Raw genomic sequence first — 16,337 nt, forward strand, 5'->3', positions numbered from 1 at the left:
GCACGCCGAGCGCGCACGGTAGAGACGCGGCGCGACGGTGCTACGGGGACACAGACAACAAGTCCTTGAGTGGTGCCGACGGCACGTCAACGATGGGGCTCGACGAGCGATCCTGCGCCAGCATTTCCGGCAGGGCGCGGCGCAGCGCCTCCTGGAGAAAGCCGATGACATCCGGCGGCAGGTGGATGCAGCCACGCGGCGCCTCGCGGTCGCGCAGGCCGAGGCAGGCCGCAGAGCTCAGAATGTGATCCACGTAGGAGTGGATGAGGCCGCCGCCCTGGCGTGGCCAGAGCGCTTCCTCAACATGGTCGAGGAACTCGTTCTGTACCTGTGTGATGTGGACGCCGCGCATATCCGCGAGCGGGTGGAAGACGAGGTCGCTGTAGAGAAAGTACAACGACAGCAGACTGTCGAGAATGAGTCGGTCACGGTTGCCGACGGGATAGTAGTCGAGCAGGGCACGGCCCAGCTCGGCCGGAGCGAGCTCGGTGAGTTCCAGTGCTTCGGCGGTGACGCGGATTGCGCCCTTCTCGCGATCGAGGACGAGAAGCTGCATGTTGGCAAGGTTCTCAATCATGATGCCGGCCACGGCGATCGTGTGATGCTCGCACAGTGGCACAGGGTGGACGGAGCGAATGATCCGGGCGGCGTCGTCGAAGGAGAGCGGCGGGTGGGGCTCCTCTTTGAGGCGCAGGGTGGGGGCCATGCGCACAATCTTCTTCACGGCCCGTCCCACGGTAGCCGCACCGGAGTCGGAGAGGCCGAACTGCTCGGTGGAGACGAAGGCGCCCACGAGTGCATCGAGCCCTGGGATGTCGAGCTGATCTGCGAGGAAAGCGGGCACGGATGTTCCGGCCTTTGCGGCGGTGATGGCGGCGTCTTCGAATTGCTCCGTCTTCCAGAACGGCAGTGCGGGTCCCGGCGTGGCACGGGCGAGCTCGAACTGGGGGCTTGCCTGGAGCTCGCCCGTGATGACGACGCTGCGCACAGCGTCCGTGAGCGTCACGAGCTTAGCGCGCCGGGGGTCTGCGTCGGAGATGCGAATTTGCTTGATCGACCGAGTGCCCAGGACTCGCTCACAGGTGTCGAGCTGCTCATCGGTGAGCTTCGTGCCCTTCTTCTGCACGGCCTTGATGATGCCCTGGACGGTGTACCAATCGTCAAACGACGTGCCCGGAGGCGGCGTTGCGCCACAGGCATCGACGAGCACGGCCCGGCGGTGCATGCGGTGAGAGTACTGCAGGTGCTCAACCTCGATGGTCCACTCCTCTCCCGGTCCGCCCTCATAGCGGATCACGGCATCCGTTTCGAGGGCCTCAATGATGCAGTCGTAGGACTCGGGATTATGGAAGTTGTAGGGGTCATCGGACAACGAAGTGGGTTCGACCTCGAAATAGTGGAAACCCGTAGCGTCGAAGTTGAAGGCTGCGCAGATGAGGTGGTGGAGATCGTCGAAGGTCGTGGCCTCCGGGACGATGAGAGTGCGGGACAGAGTTTCGTAGGAGTTGATGGACGTGAGAGTAATCATGTGAGAAATCATGGCCGCGATACTACAAAGAAAGGCGACATAGACGTTCTACCTGGGGAAATGAGAAAATCGGCTATCGAGTGTTGCCCAATACATTGTGCAACGAGGTTCCCAGCGATGTGAGCGGGTACCCCTGAGCAGGCGTTTTCCAATTTGGCATTCGCTAATTCGAAAGTATTGACGAACGCCGACGGGGGTGAATATGCTGGATTGCGTTAACTCTCGAACACCTAATCTAACGCCTTGATGGGGTAGCCTCTCATGACCACCGTTCCACCAGACAGCCCGAACCACCCGCCCGACGCATACTTCGCACCACTGAACCCGTTGAGTCCCGGATACGACTACTTCACCGAATCCAACCGCCTGTTCTGGACGACGATGCACGCGGTCCTTCCCACCGACGACGATGACACGGACCTGGCCTACGCCCGCCTGTCGCGCATCCTGGGTATCTCACGCCGCCGCGCCGAAAAGAACTACTACGGTGTGACCGCCATGGCCGGGCTTCCCCAGCTCACCGCCGCACACGAAGCCACCTGGATGCTCGACGACGAACGCCTTGACGTCATCGGCCAGCAACTCCTCGACGTCGCCGCCGACCTCCTCCCCCTTATCGACGACGCCCTTGTGGCCCTTTTTACCCCCACCGCCAAGAACCAGGAACTGCCCACCTGCAACCACATTGAAAAGACCATCCGCGACATCCTCAACCAGTACTACGACCTCACGGAAGAAAACCCCGACAAGAACAAGGACGAAGACGGCACCCGCTACCGTATGACTCACCACGGCCAGCGCTCCCACCTCGGCCTGGACATGGACGCCCTCGACGCCGAAGCGCTCGACGCCCACGTGCGCAAGTACGCCGACGCCCACAACGTCTCCCATACCAAGGCCCTGCTCGAACTGGTCTTCAACGGCGCAACCACCACCGTGGTCATCAATGTCTTCAAGTCCGACGCTCACTCCCTGGCCTACCTGCCCGAGCACGGCTTCATCGACCCGACGAAGTCCACCCACCCGATCGTCATTCGCAACCTCGAACCCGGCCGCACCGACGCCTACGTCCCCACGGATGTCATCCGCGCGTTTATCGAAGCACGCGACGGCACCTGCCGCCGCGCCGATTGCACCGTGCCCGCCAAGCACGCACAGCTTGACCACCGCGTCGAATACGGCGAAGGCGGAGACACCTGCACCGACAACCTCATCGCCGTGTGTCAGCACCACCACAACGTGAAGACGGACCGGCGGTGTGACTACATCCTCGACCCCGCAACCGGAACCGTCTACTGGCTCTTTGAAGACGGCACCTGGGAATCCACCGAACCGAAAGGCATTATGGCACAACACTGGAAGCAAACTATCGGCCAGCGCACCGCGCAACTGGCAGCCGAACGCAACCTCGTCCCCCTCCCCGAACCCGAGGAGATCAGCTTCGACGACTAGAAAACAGACCGAGTATTACTCGGAATGCGATGTTCCACGTGAAACACGGAGTTTCGCGTGCTTGTCCGCGACCTCCACGCGCCTAGCCAAAGGCAGGTGGTGGATGTCGGGGAGGCAATGGACCTCCACGACGTGACGAGCGAGATCCACGTCGCCGAGTTTGGCTCGGAAGGCCATGCCCATGGTGACGTCATGATCGGGGCGCCCGACGAACTCGAGCGCGTCGCCGGGTGCAATGCGGCCGGGTTCGAGCACCCGGAAATAGGCGCCGCAGTCGCCACGATCGGACCACGTTTTTACCCAGCCGCGCTCCCCTAGCCACTCGGCAAAGGTCCCGCAGGGCGTGCGGGGTACGGAAACCTCGAGGAGGGCGGAGCCGACGCGAACCTGCTGACCGATGAGGAGATCGCGGAGCACGACGCCGGAGGTGGTGAGGTTCTCGCCGAACATGCCGCTGCGAAGCGGTCGCCCGAACTCGGTCTCCCAGAAGTCGAGTTCCTCGCGAGCGTAAGCGTAGACCGCCTTGTGGGCGCCGCCGTGAAAGTCGCTGTCCCCTACGAAGTCGTCGGCCACGCCGGATCCGTCCCCGTAGTTCGGACCAGGCGCAGAGACGTCAATGGACGCGGCTGGGTGTTTGTCTATGCCCGTCGTGGGATACCGGCGGACGGAGTGATCGTGTGGAACGGCGATATTCGTGGAGACAACCTGCATGGTTACCTATCGTTGCAGAGATACTGTGTGAGCCCCTCCGCTGTGCGGAGGTCGTAGGCGAAGAGTGCGGGGGCGAGCGCGGCGGCATCGGCAAGCTGGGGCAGGTCGTCCTGGAGGATGGCGAGGACTGCGGGCTGCGGGAGCAGGCCGGCGGCGACGGCGCGGAACGCGAGCGCGAAGATGTACGAGATGTACGGCATCCAGGCCGCGGAGACGTACGGGGTATCGCCGCCGCCGAAGGCACCCAAGGCGACGAGGGTATGCGAGACGGAGGTGTCGAAGCCCAGTTGGGCCAGTACGCCAGCGAGCTTTTGGGCGTCGCCGCGCAGGTGGCTTACGGAGCCGAGGCGGTAGAAGTCCTCGTCGTGCGCGAAGCACTCGCGCAGGGCCGCGATGCGGGCGGCCTCGTCGTTGATGGCCGTCGAGGACGGGGTTGCGTCGGGGCCGGAGGCCTTCATGAGGAGCAGCGGACGGGTGAGCGAGTCGATGCCGGAGTCAAAGGCGAGGGAAAGCTCGGGCGCGGCGCCAGCAGGGACGCCCACATTCCATGGGTGGGCCACAAGTTGGGTCTGCGCCAACGCTTTCGCTTGACGGGACAGTGAGAGGCCGGACGCGGGCAGTGCGCGGATGGCGGCGCCGGGCTCCCCGCGCAGGCGCTCGAGGACGGCGGCGAAGGTGGACTCAATGCGGGCGTTGCGGCTCCCGGTGGCGAGGGCCTCGAGCGCGGCGTAGGCGGCCCAGGCCTCGTCCACCGTGGCGTCGGCGAAGCTTACCTCGCCGGGGGCCTCCGCGATGACGGCATTCGGCGCCGGGTGCGCGGGCGCGGACAGGTCAGTGAGTGGCTCTTCCGCACGGGCGTCGATGATGAGTGGGCCAGCGTCCTGCAAAGAGGAAGGAAGTGCCAGGTCAACGAGGCGCTCCGGGGAACGAGCCGGGTCGTTCAAGGGCCAGGCCCAGGCGAGGAGATCCGAAATCTCTTCTTCCTCTTCGTTGAAGGACAGCTCGACGTGGGTCTCCGAGAGTGTGGCGCCGGTGATGAGCGGGGCACGCTTCACCGTCGCGATGGCGGCGTAAATGAGATCCGAGGCGGCAGATGCCTCGTATTCCACCACGCGGCGCTCGGGGGCTTGTGCAAGGTGGCGGGAGCGGGCGGCACTGTCAAGCGAGTCCAGGAAGTCCTCGTACGACAACGTCGACCACAGGAGATAGAGCTCCATGGAAGACTGCTTGCGCACCGCGTGACGCAGCGCGCGGTTGGACAAGGAAACGTTGCGGTGAGACTGCGTGGACCCGGCGGTCGAGGCGAGCGACTTCATCTTCTGGCGCTTATCAATTGCCACGAACTTGGCGAGCGGCAGCGGCTGCGGCGAGTACACCGTGAGCGCGGCATCCGCATCGAGCAGGCTGGCGTAAATGACCTGCTTATCGAAGGATTCCGTGGGTTCGGTGCCGGTGAGCTTCACGCGCGTGCGCAGCGTCGCGGGCGTCACTCGGAAATCGAGTTCGTAGCCGGCCTCGCTCGCGACCGTCTCAATTCGGGAGGTCTCGGTGGGCTCGAATTCGCGCGTCCCCTTGTCAAACACGATCGCCTTGCCTGGCGCCGAGGCGAGCGTGTAGCTAAACGGGGAAAGCTGACCAGCCGCGTCGATAAACCGGAAGCCGGTGCCGCGCGGACCTTCGTTCTTCGCACGCATGTGGAGCGCCTCCGCGATGGAGAACACGCGCATATCCACCTGCTCGCCGTCGCGCAGCAGGCCTACTTCATAGCGGCCGACCCAGGGGTCTTCGTAGAGGTCAGAGGGAAAAATCTCGAAGGTCCCCTCCCCCACCGTCTCGTCCGAAATCGCCTCGCGCTCGCCGCCCAGTGGCGCGTAGACGAGCTGAATGACCCACTCGCCCGGCTGCGTGATGGTCACCGTGGGCGACGCCTTAAACACCGGCCGGTGGTCGAGCCCGCGCGCGTTCGGCAGCGTCGCGACGTCCGTGCCCCACTCCCAGGCCGCCGGGGCGGTCACAGCGAAGCTCGCCGCGCTGACCTGCGGTGTGATGAGGGACAGCTCCGAGCCTTCCGATGCCCCCTCCATATCCAGGTTCCAGGCCGCCCAGCCGTCCCATTCGCCGTGCGCGTGATGGGTCTCGGAAACCCCGGAGACCCCGGAGACCACCGTGCCAGCCGGCGCCAGCAGGACGTAGTGCGCCGGGAAGAGACCCTGTTGCGCGTCCACGAGGCGGGCGCGGTCATCGAGCACGATATACGGGGACTGCGCGGTCGCGCCGATGAAGGTGGCCTCAAAGTGCTCCCCCAGCGCGAGATCGATGCGGGCAAACGGCTGTGACAGCGCCACGAGCAGCGGTTCTTCATCGCCCGCCGCGGCGCGGAGTACGCGCGTGGTGGTCTCCCCCTCCAGATCCGTGACCGCCACGGTCCAGGTGTAGCCCGTTTCCGCAATCGCTGGGATGTCGATAGCGAGGCTGTGAGTTGAGTTGCTCCACGTCAGGTGCGGCATGCCGGTGACGAGGGCGTCATCTGCCGCAGCAGAAGCAGAAAATGTGGACGATTGATTAAGGCGGTTGTCCTGACTCATTTGCTCCATCCTAGGACAGCGGGCGCCCTTTTCCGCAACCCGCAGGAACACGAGGAAAGTCTAGTCATTCTCCCTAAAAATAGCCGCGCAAAACAACGATGTATTGGCCCAGTGCGTTCTGCGCGACGCCCACTCCACCCACGCGCAGGCCCGGATCGAGCATCACCGCGTTATGGGCGGGCGAGGCTTGCCACTGCCGCACGGGCGCGTGCGCGTCCGGCCCCGCAGTAAGCGCGATGTTTTCAAACGTATTCGTGCCGGAATGCCAGATTCGTGTCCCGCCCTGTGCGTTGAGGTGGTCCGCCCAGCCCTGCGCGTCGTTCGCCTGCCGGACGTTAAAGGCCACCGGCGCGCGTCCGTGGCGCACGCGATACGCGTTGAGCTCGGTCATGACGGTCCCGCGCACGGCCTCCAGATCCGGCCGCGTCGCCCGGTACCCCGTCGCTGTCGAGGACTCTGCCTGCGAGGACAGCCCCGCAAAAGATGGCAGCTTTATCTGGGAGAACAGCCCGTTGACCTGAGCCATCACCGTCGCCACGACATCGTCTACCACGTTGGCCTGCGCGGGAGACGACACTCCCACGGTGAGCGTGGCTGCAAGTGCGGCTGCGGCAAGGGCGGGTGGGGTGCGCATCAAAGTCTCTCCGAGGTAGGCGGCTGTGTTCCTTGGTGTTCCGTTGGAAGTGTAGGCGAGCGAAGGCCCTCCCCGCACCGAAGTACGGAAAGGGCCCAAAGAAAAGTGAAGCTACTTGAGGAGCTTCTGGATGGCCGACATATCAATCTTCAGCATGCCGATGGCCTGCAGCGCAGCCGCCACGGCAGCGAGGATGGCCGCCATGATGCCGGCGCCCGCCAGGCCCGCACCGACGGAATCCTTCGAGGAGCCGTCCTGCTTCGGCTGCTCGTCCTGCTTGTCGTCTTCCTGCTTGTCGTCGTCCTGCTTGGAGTCGTCTTCCGTCCACCAGTTGTTGAAGACCAGCTTGGCAATGTCGGTGTTGTCAATGAAGTCGCCACGGACCGGGTCCGTGCCCTTCACTGCGGCCTTGATGTCCTCAGAGCCAGCGCCCTTGAAGAAGAACGGCACGACCTGGTTGGTGTGCTCCTTGGAGTACCACTCGTGGCTTGGCAGCGCGTCCTTGTCGCCGGCCATGGCGTTCCACTTTTCCTTCTCGTCCGCGCCGGAGAGGTAGCCCGTCTCGTGGTCAGCGGTGACGATGAGGAGGGTCTCCTCCCAGTTGGAGTTCTCCTCGACCCAGTCGATGGCGGCATCGACAGACTTGTTGAAGTCTTGGACTTCCTCGATCTCACGAGCGGAGTCGTTGGCGTGGCCGGTCCAGTCGATGGCGCCGCCCTCAATCATGATGGAGAAGCCGTCCTCGTCCTGGCCCAGCACGTTGAGCGCACCCTTGGTCATGGTGGGCAGATCCACCACGTCGTTCTGAGGGTCGGAGTACGGGGTCTCGCCTTCACCGGCGCGGCCCTGCTGCAGCGTCGAGGCGACCTGCGGGGTGCCCCAGTACTTGGCGCCTTCCTCGACCTCACCAGCGGCAAGTTTGTCAAAGCCCTCGTTCGTCTCCACGAACTTCCAGTCGGTCTTGCCGCCGGAGAGCGCACCGAAGTCCTCTTCGGTGATGTAGTCGTAGGACGGGGTGGTCAGCAGCTGGTTCGAGTCATCGTAGAGCGGGTGGCCAGCACCCATGACAACGGAGAGATCTGAGTTGAGCATGTCGTGGGCGATCTCGCCGTACGCGTTGCGATCCTTGTTGTGCGCCGCGTAGGCCGCCGGAGTGGCGTGGGAGAACGGCACGGAGGAGACAACACCGGCGGACTTGCCCTGCTTGATGGCGCGCTCGGAGATGTTTTCCTCCGCCATGCCGTAGTTGGACATGCCCAGCACGCCGTTCTTCACCTTGATGCCGGTGGCCATGGCGGTACCTGCCGCAGCCGAGTCGGTGATGACGCCTTGAGAGACGTAGTCGTGGGTAGCCCACGCCTGCTCCGGGTGGTAGGAACCGCCCTGGGAGAAGGTGGTCTGGGACAGGCGGTTGAAGTCCTCGTAGCGCTGCACGGACTTACCCTCAAGCTCCTTCGGGCCCTCGGCGCTGAACTCACCGTCGACGAGGTACTTGGACTGGCCGGTCTCGTAGAGGTTGTTGTAGGCGATGTGGCCGTAGCCCATGCCGTCGCCGATCATGACGATGATGTTCTTCGGGCCAGCAGACTCGGCAGCCTGTGCCGGGGCGACGATGCCGGTGCACAGGGCAGCGGCGGCCAGGGTCGCGACGGTGCGGGAGAAAATACGCATGAAAAATGTCCTTGGGAGTGCGAGAGTTGATAGCGACGTTCACCTCACGAGCCACGTGCCGTGAGCGAGACGCGCCTACCGTAAGAAACACACGCGACCATCAAGGAAATGCGGCGGAAACTTCCGGTGAATTGCCGTGGAAGTACTACCAAATTTCTGCTGAGGGAAACTTAAGGGCTCTACCTGCACCACACCGTGGCGTTATAACGCAGGGCTACTACACTGTCTAAGCATGACTAACCCGAGCGAAAGCACAGCCCACCGCTATACCCCGGAGCTGGCGAACCAGATTGAAAAGACCTGGCAGCAGTACTGGAAGGAGCACGGCACCTTTAACGCACCGAACCCCACCGGTCCGCTAGCTGGTGAGGGCGAGCTGCCCAAGGACAAGCTCAACATCCAGGACATGTTCCCCTATCCCTCCGGCGTGGGCCTACACGTCGGCCACCCGCTGGGCTACATCGCGACGGATACTTACGCTCGCTTTAACCGCATGCTGGGCAAGAACGTCCTGCACACGCTGGGTTATGACGCCTTCGGCCTGCCGGCCGAGCAGTACGCCATCCAGACCGGTACGCACCCGCGCACCACCACGATGGCCAATATTGAAAACATGCGCCGCCAGCTGGGCATGCTGGGTCTCGGCCACGATCCGCGCCGCTCGGTCGCTTCCACGGATCCGGAGTTCTACAAGTGGACGCAGTGGATCTTCTTGCAGATTTATAACTCGTGGTTCGATGATAAGGCCCAGAAGGCCCGCCCCATCGCCGAGCTCATCAAGGAGCTCGAGGTCGGTAAGCGCAAGACTAAGGACGGCCGTTTCTACGCAGACCTCACGCCGGAAGAAAAGCGCGAGGCCGTGGACGAGTTCCGTCTCGTCTACCTGTCTAACTCCACCGTGAACTGGTGCCCGGGCTTGGGCACGGTGCTCGCGAACGAGGAGGTCACCGCGGACGGCAGGTCTGAGCGTGGCAACTTCCCGGTGTTCCGCAAGAACCTGCGCCAGTGGATGATGCGCATTACGGCGTACTCGGATCGTCTCCTCGACGATCTGGATCTGCTCGACTGGCCGGACAAGGTCAAGTCCATGCAGCGCAACTGGATTGGCCGCTCCCGCGGTGCCGAGGTCACCTTCCGCGCGGAGGGCCATGACATCAAGGTCTTCACCACCCGCCCGGACACCCTCTTCGGCGCGCAGTACATGGTGCTCGCCCCAGAGCATGAGCTTGTCGATGCCCTCCTCTCCCCCATTCCTTATGACGACGACGTCGATCCTCGTTGGACGTACGGTAACGATGACCCGAAAGAAGCCGTTGAGCAGTACCGCCTCGACATCGCGGCGAAGTCCGACCTCGAGCGCCAGGAGAACAAGGAAAAGACGGGTGTCTTCCTGGGCACCTACGCCACCAACCCGGTCAACGGCCAGCAGATCCCGATCTTCATTGGTGACTACGTCCTGACCGGCTACGGCACCGGCGCCATCATGGCGGTCCCGGGCCACGATCAGCGCGACTACGAATTCGCGACCGAGTTCGGCCTGCCCATCGTCGAGGTCGTCGCCGGCGGCAATCTTGACGAGGAGGCCTACGTGGGCGATGGCCCGCGCGTGAACTCCGCGAACGATTCTGGCCTGGACCTCAACGGCATGGAGAAGGCCGAGGCCATCGCCACTATGATTCAGTGGCTGGTCGACAACAAGGTCGGCCAGGAGAAGATCCAGTACAAGCTGCGTGACTGGCTGTTTGCTCGTCAGCGTTACTGGGGCGAGCCCTTCCCCATCGTCTACGACGAGGCCGGCGAGCCCTACCCGCTGCCCTACTCCATGCTCCCCGTCGAGCTGCCGGAGGTCGAGGACTACAAGCCGGTCTCCTTCGATCCGGACGACCGCGACTCCGAGCCGCAGCCGCCGCTGGCCAAGGCCCGCGAGTGGGTCGAGGTCGAGCTAGATCTTGGCGACGGCAAGAAGAAGTACTACCGGGACACGAACGTCATGCCGCAGTGGGCCGGTTCTTCGTGGTACCAGTTGCGCTATATCGATCCCACCAACGATGACGCGTTCTGCGACATCGAGAACGAGCGCTACTGGACAGGACCTCGTCCGGCGGAACACGGCGCGAACGATCCGGGCGGCGTGGACCTGTATGTCGGCGGTGTTGAGCATGCCGTCCTCCACCTGCTCTACGCGCGCTTTTGGCACAAGGTCCTCTACGACTTGGGCTACGTCACCTCCAAGGAGCCGTACCGTCGCCTCTACAACCAGGGCTACATTCAGGCTTACGCCTACACCGATGCTCGCGGCGTCTACGTCCCGGCCGCCGAGGTCGAGGAGAAGGATGGCACGTTCTTCTACCAAGGCGAAGAGGTCAACCAGGAGTACGGCAAGATGGGCAAGTCCCTGAAGAACGCCGTGGCTCCGGATGATATCTGCCGCGACTTCGGTGCAGATACCCTGCGTGTTTACGAGATGTCCATGGGCCCGCTCGACGCGTCCCGCCCGTGGGCTACCAAGGACGTCGTCGGCTCCCAGCGCTTCCTCCAGCGCCTGTGGCGCCTGGCTGTTAACGAAGAAACCGGCGAGCTCGCCACTACCGACGCCGAGCTCACGAAGGATGACCTCAAGCACCTGCACCGCACTATCGCGGGCGTGCGTGACGACTACGAGAACCTGCGTCTCAACACCGTCGTGGCCAAGCTCATCGAGTACGTCAACTACCTGACGAAGACGTACAAGGCGTCCGCCCCGCGTGCCGCCGTTGAACCGATCGCGCAGTTGGTCTCCCCCATCGCCCCGCACATCGCGGAGGAGCTGTGGAAGCGCTTCGGACACGACGGCACCATCACGTACGTGGACTTCCCCACCTTCGATGAGAAATACCTTGTTGACGATGAGGTCGAGGTCCCCGTCCAGATCAACGGCAAGGTCAAGGCGCGCATCAACGTCGCTGCCGATGCCGCCCAGGACGACGTTGTTGCCACCGCCCTCGCTGACTCCAAGATCGCCAGCCTGGTCGAGGGTAAGAACATCGTCAAGCAGATTTACGTCCCGGGCCGCATGGTCAACCTGGTTGTGAAGTAAATCTGAGCCGCCCTCCCCTGGGGTGAGGGGTGGGCGGCGGCAGTTCGGGGGAATTTCATCACGTGACTAAATAGGCTCGCGTCGAATAATAGGTAACAAAACATACTTTCAATAGCGCGCATGTTGAAGGTGCGGTACCTATAAATTATGCGACCGACATATTCTTCTGGGCCACCCGATGACGCGACGCTGCGCGACGTCGCCCGCCGCCTTGATATTGCTGAACGTGCTTTGAGCGACGCCCGCTCACAGCTTGCGGGTTACTTGGAGTCTGCATCCGTGACTCCTTCGCCGACCTCAACACCTCTTAAGACCACTCCCCCAGTCCGGAAAGAACCTGCTGGTGTCCCGGCTTTTCGGTCCAGCATGGGCTCGCCGCAGGCGCGCACACCACGCGATCGCGAGTCGACGCTCATTAAGGCCGTGGCTATCGGCGGCGGCGTCATCACACTCGCGGGTGTCGCCTTCCTCGTTGCCGTGGCCATCCAGGCTGGTGTGCTCGGCCCGGCTGGCCGCGTGATCCTTGCTTACATTGTGTCGGCGGCTCTGCTCGCAGCCGCGCATCGCTTCCGCGCCAAGGCTCCGGCCGCCTCCGTGACGGCGTTGCTCGCGACGGGACTCTATACTGCCCTCGCCACGACCTGGCTCATGGCTTTGGAACTCGAATGGATTCCGGCGTGGATCGCCCCACCGATCATGGCGGCGATTTATCTCGCCGTTGGCGCGTACGCGGTGCGCGTGAACCAGCGTGCCGCGACCGGAATGTGGCTCGCGGGCGGCACCGCGGTCGCTGCCGTCACATTCTCTGCATTTAATATAAATTATGCTGGGGCTACCCTAGTATTCCTCATACCGCTGATCATCGTCGGTTTGGGCATTGCGCATAAAAACTACGGCATCAGCGCCGTTGGTGCACTCAGCTCCATATTGATCTACCTGAGTGTTGGTCTCCCCGATGTTTGGATATCCCTAGATGTTGTAACGGTAGAGGCTCTAGTGACTGCAGTTATTCTAGCCGTTCTAGGTCTCAAATTCCGAATTTCGTCGCCATATCCAAATTTTAAAGTACATTGGGGAGTCTATCCCGCCATCCTGGTCGTCGGCGCAGTCATCGTGGCAGACTCCATGTGGGCGGTCTGGCTGGCCGCGGTCGTTACGGCTGGACTCCTCGTCCTCGCCCTGCGGGCCCCCTTCGGCTCTGCGGCGACGGAGACGAAAGTGACTCCTGCTGCAGACCTGTGCGAGTGGATGCTGCGCGCTCTGCCCATCGTTCTCGCGGCCATGACGGAGCTCTCCGACATGGGGCTCACACCGTCCGTATCCCGCGGTCTAGGACTGGTGGGCTTCGCGGCGTTCTGCTTGGCTGCGGTCCTCGTTGTCAACTACATCCGGGACAACCTCACCATTGCTCTCTGGGCATTCTGCGCCCTCTGGCTCACGTGGGAGCTCGCCGAGCGCGTCCTCGGATTCTGGTCACGTCCCATCTCCACGGAGCTGTTCATTCAGGCGATGGTGCTCGCTGTGACGCTCGTGGTGCTGGCCGTGCTGCCACAGCGCCTTCCGCGGGTCGAGGACAGGGGAGTAAAGGTGGTTGCATTGCTTCTCACCCTGTACCTGAGCATGCTGGCTGTCGTGGGTATCGCGCTGCAGCTGGGCGCCGTCACCGGCGGAACCGAGGTGGCCTTCCGTCTCGGCCATGCCGGGGTGTCCATCGGTTGGATGGTTCTTGCCGCGTGGTTCCTGCTCTCCAAGCACTTGGGGCTCACGGGCCTTGGCGCGGCGCTCGCCATTGGCTCGGTGGTCAAGCTCGTCTTCTACGACATGGCGGCCATTAACGGTCTCATCCGCGCCATCGCCTTCCTCCTGTGCGGCATCGCGCTGCTCATCATCGCGGTGAAGCGTTCCTCGCCGGAGGAAGCGAACGCTACTTCGAGCGACTAGCCCAGAAGCCGATGCCGCCCAGCATCATGACCCGGCCGGCGAAGACCTGGCCGGGGCGGGGGACTGGCTGGGTGGAAGGGGCATCGGCAGGCAAGGCAACGGCGAGCACACCGGAAGGCAGCTGGATGCCGCAGGCGTAGAACTTCTGGCCAGACAGCTCATTGGTGCGCTCGTCAACGCTCACCAGCTGGCCGATAAGCCGCGCATACGGGCCGACGTGAAGCGGGGAGAAATCCTTGTAGAACTTGTCGACGCTTGCCGAATACAACATCGCGGGGACGGGGGAGTCATAGTTATCCGGCGAGGTCTTCCATGCTGCGACGTCGTCGTAGAGCGTGTACTTCATGGCCGCCGCGGCCAGCTCGACGGTCTCGAGCTCCACCTTCTCATTGACCGCCGGATTGCCGGCGGGAAGTACAAACGACTCGTCTGCGGCGGCTGCTACCCGGTTGAAGACCACACCCGCGGCACCCGGCTCGCGCAGCTCAAAAAGCGCCAGGTGCTCACCCACGCGGTAGGCGTTGGCATGGCTCGTGGCCGAATGGCTGAATCCGAGCACCGTGGTCCAACCGCCTTCTACCTGCTGGAACGCGGTCAGGCGCGCGCCCGACGGGTCCTGGTAACTTACGGCACCCATGTAGCCAGGCACCTGAATACCCTTTCCGTCCGTGACATCCATGACCGCCTCCATGAGGTCATCAAAATCATCAAAGTCGAAGCCGAGAGCTGCGTATTCAGTGGGCAGATTAGTCATGAGATTCAGTGTAAGGGGAGTGGTGGCCTCCCGCTTTCCGATGCCCCTCAGTTCCGGTTAGCTGGCCCGTCCAGCGTCTGGTGCTCCCCGCGCGAGCGGGGATGAGCCCCTTGCCAACCGTCTTATGAAAAGAAACCTTTGGAACTTCCCACATACGCGGCGATAATGGTGCTCCGCCTACAGTGCCGCCAACGCCTCGCCCACGCGCTTGCCGGAGTGGATGCAGCCGCCCAGGAACGTGCCTTCCAGCGCGTTCTTGCCGTGCATGCCACCACCGCCGAAGCCGGCGGCCTCACCGCAGGCGTAGAGCCCCTCGAGCACCGTGCCGTCAGCGTGGAGGCAGCGGCCGGAAAGGTCGGTTTCGATACCGCCCAGCGTCTTGCGGGTGAGCACCTTGAGGCGCACGGCGATAAGTGGGCCCTTGGAGTCGTCGAGGAGGCGGTGCGGAGCGGCGGTGCGCACGATCTTGTCGCCCAAGAATCCGCGCGCGATGCGGATGTAGTTGACTTGCGCGTCTTTGCTAAACGGATTGTCCAGCTGCGAGTCGCGGTCCTCGATGAGGGTGCGCAGTGCGTCAAGTTCAATGCGCTCGTTGCCAGCGACCTCGTTCATGCCGTCGACGAGCTTGTCCAAGCTGTCCGCGACGACCCAGTCGATGCCGTGGTCCATAAACGCCTTGACCGCCACGTGCGTGCCGGGACCCAGCTTGCCAGCGAGCTTCCTGAAGTCCTTGTCCGTGAGGTCGGGGTTTTGCTCCGAGCCGGAGAAGATGAACTCTTTATCCGCGATGGCCTGGTTGAGCACGAACCAGGAATAGCCGTGGCCGGTGTGGCCGATATGGGCGAGCGCGGCCAGGTTGTCGGAGCCAGGGAATAGGTTGGTGGGCAGGCGCTTGCCCTCCGCGTCGAGCCACAGGCTGGACGGTCCCGGGATAATGCGGATGCCGTGGCCGGGCCAGATGGGATCCCAGTTGGTCATGCCTTCCGGGTAGTGCCACATGCGGTCCGTGTTGACCAGGTGGGCACCGGCCGCAGCCGCGATGTCGATGCCCCGGCCATCCACGTGCGCCGGCACGCCGGTGACCATGTCTTCCGGACACGGTCCCCAGCGATCCTCCGGCCACATTTCGCGGACCTTGGCCAAGTTGCCGCCGATGCCCCCAGTCGCCACCACGGTGGCGATCCCGCGGACTTCAAAGGTGTCGACCACCTCGCGCGAGGAGGCGACGCCACGATCCGCGTCCGAGGGCGCGAGCACGCTGCCACGCACGCCGGTGACGCGACCGTTCTCCACGATGAGCTCGTTCACGCGGTGGCGGAAGCAGAAACGTACGCGGCCCTGCTTTTCGGCCTCGAGGAGCGGCTCGCGGAAGACGCGCACGACCTCCGGGCCTGTGCCCCACGTGAGGTGAAAACGCGGGGCCGAGTTGCCGTGTCCCGACGCATCGCCGGAGCCGCGCTCCGCCCAGCCGATGGTGGGCAGCATGTTAAGTCCCAGTGCCTTCAAGTAATCGCGCTTCTCATTCGCGGCGAAGCGCACGTACTCGCGGCCCCACGCGCGTGGCCACGTATCGTGCTCCGCGTCGTCGTAGTCCGCGGAATTCTGCCAGTCGCGCCAGGCGAGCTCTTCCGAGTCGTGGACACGCATGAGCTTCTGCTCCGGGGAGTCCACATAGAAGAGTCCGCCCAGCGACCAGAACGCCTGACCGCCCAGGTTGGCGCGGTTTTCCTGTTCCAGGATGATGACGTGCTTGCCGCCCTTGATGGCCTCATAGGCCGCGACGAGACCCGCCAGCCCCGCGCCGACGATGATGGCAGATTCTTGCTTGTGACTCATGGCACAAAGCTAGCACGCACGCCTCGCCGTGCACCTGCATCCGCGCGGCTATTCCACCGCGGATCCGCCGATCCGGCGGATCTTTGTCAGAATATAGGGGGTCTAATCTGACAAAGAACCGGTGAATTCACGGATCCTTGTTAGAATAA

The 16,337-nt window shown here is 63.5% G+C and carries 10 protein-coding genes; 3 read left to right on the top strand and 7 right to left on the bottom strand.

The genetic code is table 11. The features are described 5' to 3' along the window. Window positions 1–40: 40 nt before the first annotated feature. Entirely contained in the window at window positions 41–1,540 is a 1,500-nt protein-coding gene (locus ABJ196_RS05050) for a plasmid pRiA4b ORF-3 family protein (RefSeq protein ID WP_257036470.1), read from the bottom strand. A gap of 249 nt (window positions 1,541–1,789) precedes the next feature. Here ABJ196_RS05050 and ABJ196_RS05055 point away from each other — a divergent pair, with 249 nt between their 5' ends. After that, a complete protein-coding gene (locus ABJ196_RS05055) occupies window positions 1,790–2,980 on the top strand; it encodes an HNH endonuclease signature motif containing protein (protein WP_257036471.1) in 1,191 nt (396 codons plus the stop codon). 15 nt (window positions 2,981–2,995) lie between these two features. Here the strand turns inward: ABJ196_RS05055 and ABJ196_RS05060 are convergent, their stop codons facing one another. The 4 genes from ABJ196_RS05060 to ABJ196_RS05075 form a co-directional block, all read right to left on the bottom strand. Further along, window positions 2,996–3,691: an MOSC domain-containing protein gene (locus ABJ196_RS05060; protein ID WP_347305494.1), complete on the bottom strand. Its 696-nt coding sequence runs from the start codon at window positions 3,689–3,691 to the stop codon at window positions 2,996–2,998. Between the two features lie 2 nt (window positions 3,692–3,693). Next, entirely contained in the window at window positions 3,694–6,276 is a 2,583-nt protein-coding gene (locus ABJ196_RS05065; RefSeq protein WP_347305495.1) for a hypothetical protein, read from the bottom strand. A gap of 73 nt (window positions 6,277–6,349) precedes the next feature. After that, complete coding sequence (locus ABJ196_RS05070; RefSeq protein ID WP_347305496.1) at window positions 6,350–6,910, bottom strand: CAP domain-containing protein; 561 nt, start codon at window positions 6,908–6,910, stop codon at window positions 6,350–6,352. Between the two features lie 111 nt (window positions 6,911–7,021). Then, entirely contained in the window at window positions 7,022–8,581 is a 1,560-nt protein-coding gene (locus ABJ196_RS05075; RefSeq protein ID WP_347305497.1) for an alkaline phosphatase, read from the bottom strand. A gap of 232 nt (window positions 8,582–8,813) precedes the next feature. Here ABJ196_RS05075 and leuS point away from each other — a divergent pair, with 232 nt between their 5' ends. Together leuS and ABJ196_RS05085 are read left to right on the top strand one after the other, a co-directional pair. Continuing rightward, window positions 8,814–11,657: a leucine--tRNA ligase gene (leuS, locus tag ABJ196_RS05080; RefSeq protein WP_347305498.1), complete on the top strand. Its 2,844-nt coding sequence runs from the start codon at window positions 8,814–8,816 to the stop codon at window positions 11,655–11,657. 366 nt (window positions 11,658–12,023) lie between these two features. After that, entirely contained in the window at window positions 12,024–13,598 is a 1,575-nt protein-coding gene (locus tag ABJ196_RS05085; protein ID WP_347305499.1) for a hypothetical protein, read from the top strand. On the opposite strand, the gene ABJ196_RS05090 is transcribed toward ABJ196_RS05085, so the two are convergent. Together ABJ196_RS05090 and ABJ196_RS05095 are read right to left on the bottom strand one after the other, a co-directional pair. Next, window positions 13,582–14,352: a hypothetical protein gene (locus tag ABJ196_RS05090; protein WP_347305500.1), complete on the bottom strand. Its 771-nt coding sequence runs from the start codon at window positions 14,350–14,352 to the stop codon at window positions 13,582–13,584. The genes ABJ196_RS05085 and ABJ196_RS05090 overlap by 17 nt on opposite strands. Window positions 14,353–14,529: 177 nt before the next feature. Continuing rightward, window positions 14,530–16,188 carry an FAD-binding dehydrogenase gene (locus ABJ196_RS05095; protein ID WP_347305501.1) on the bottom strand — a complete coding sequence of 553 codons (1,659 nt, stop codon included), beginning with the start codon at window positions 16,186–16,188 and terminating at the stop codon, window positions 14,530–14,532. Window positions 16,189–16,337: the final 149 nt, after the last annotated feature.

The organism is Corynebacterium sp. SA-MJD20WY100, from assembly GCF_039822565.1.
Lineage (GTDB): Bacteria > Actinomycetota > Actinomycetes > Mycobacteriales > Mycobacteriaceae > Corynebacterium > Corynebacterium phoceense_A.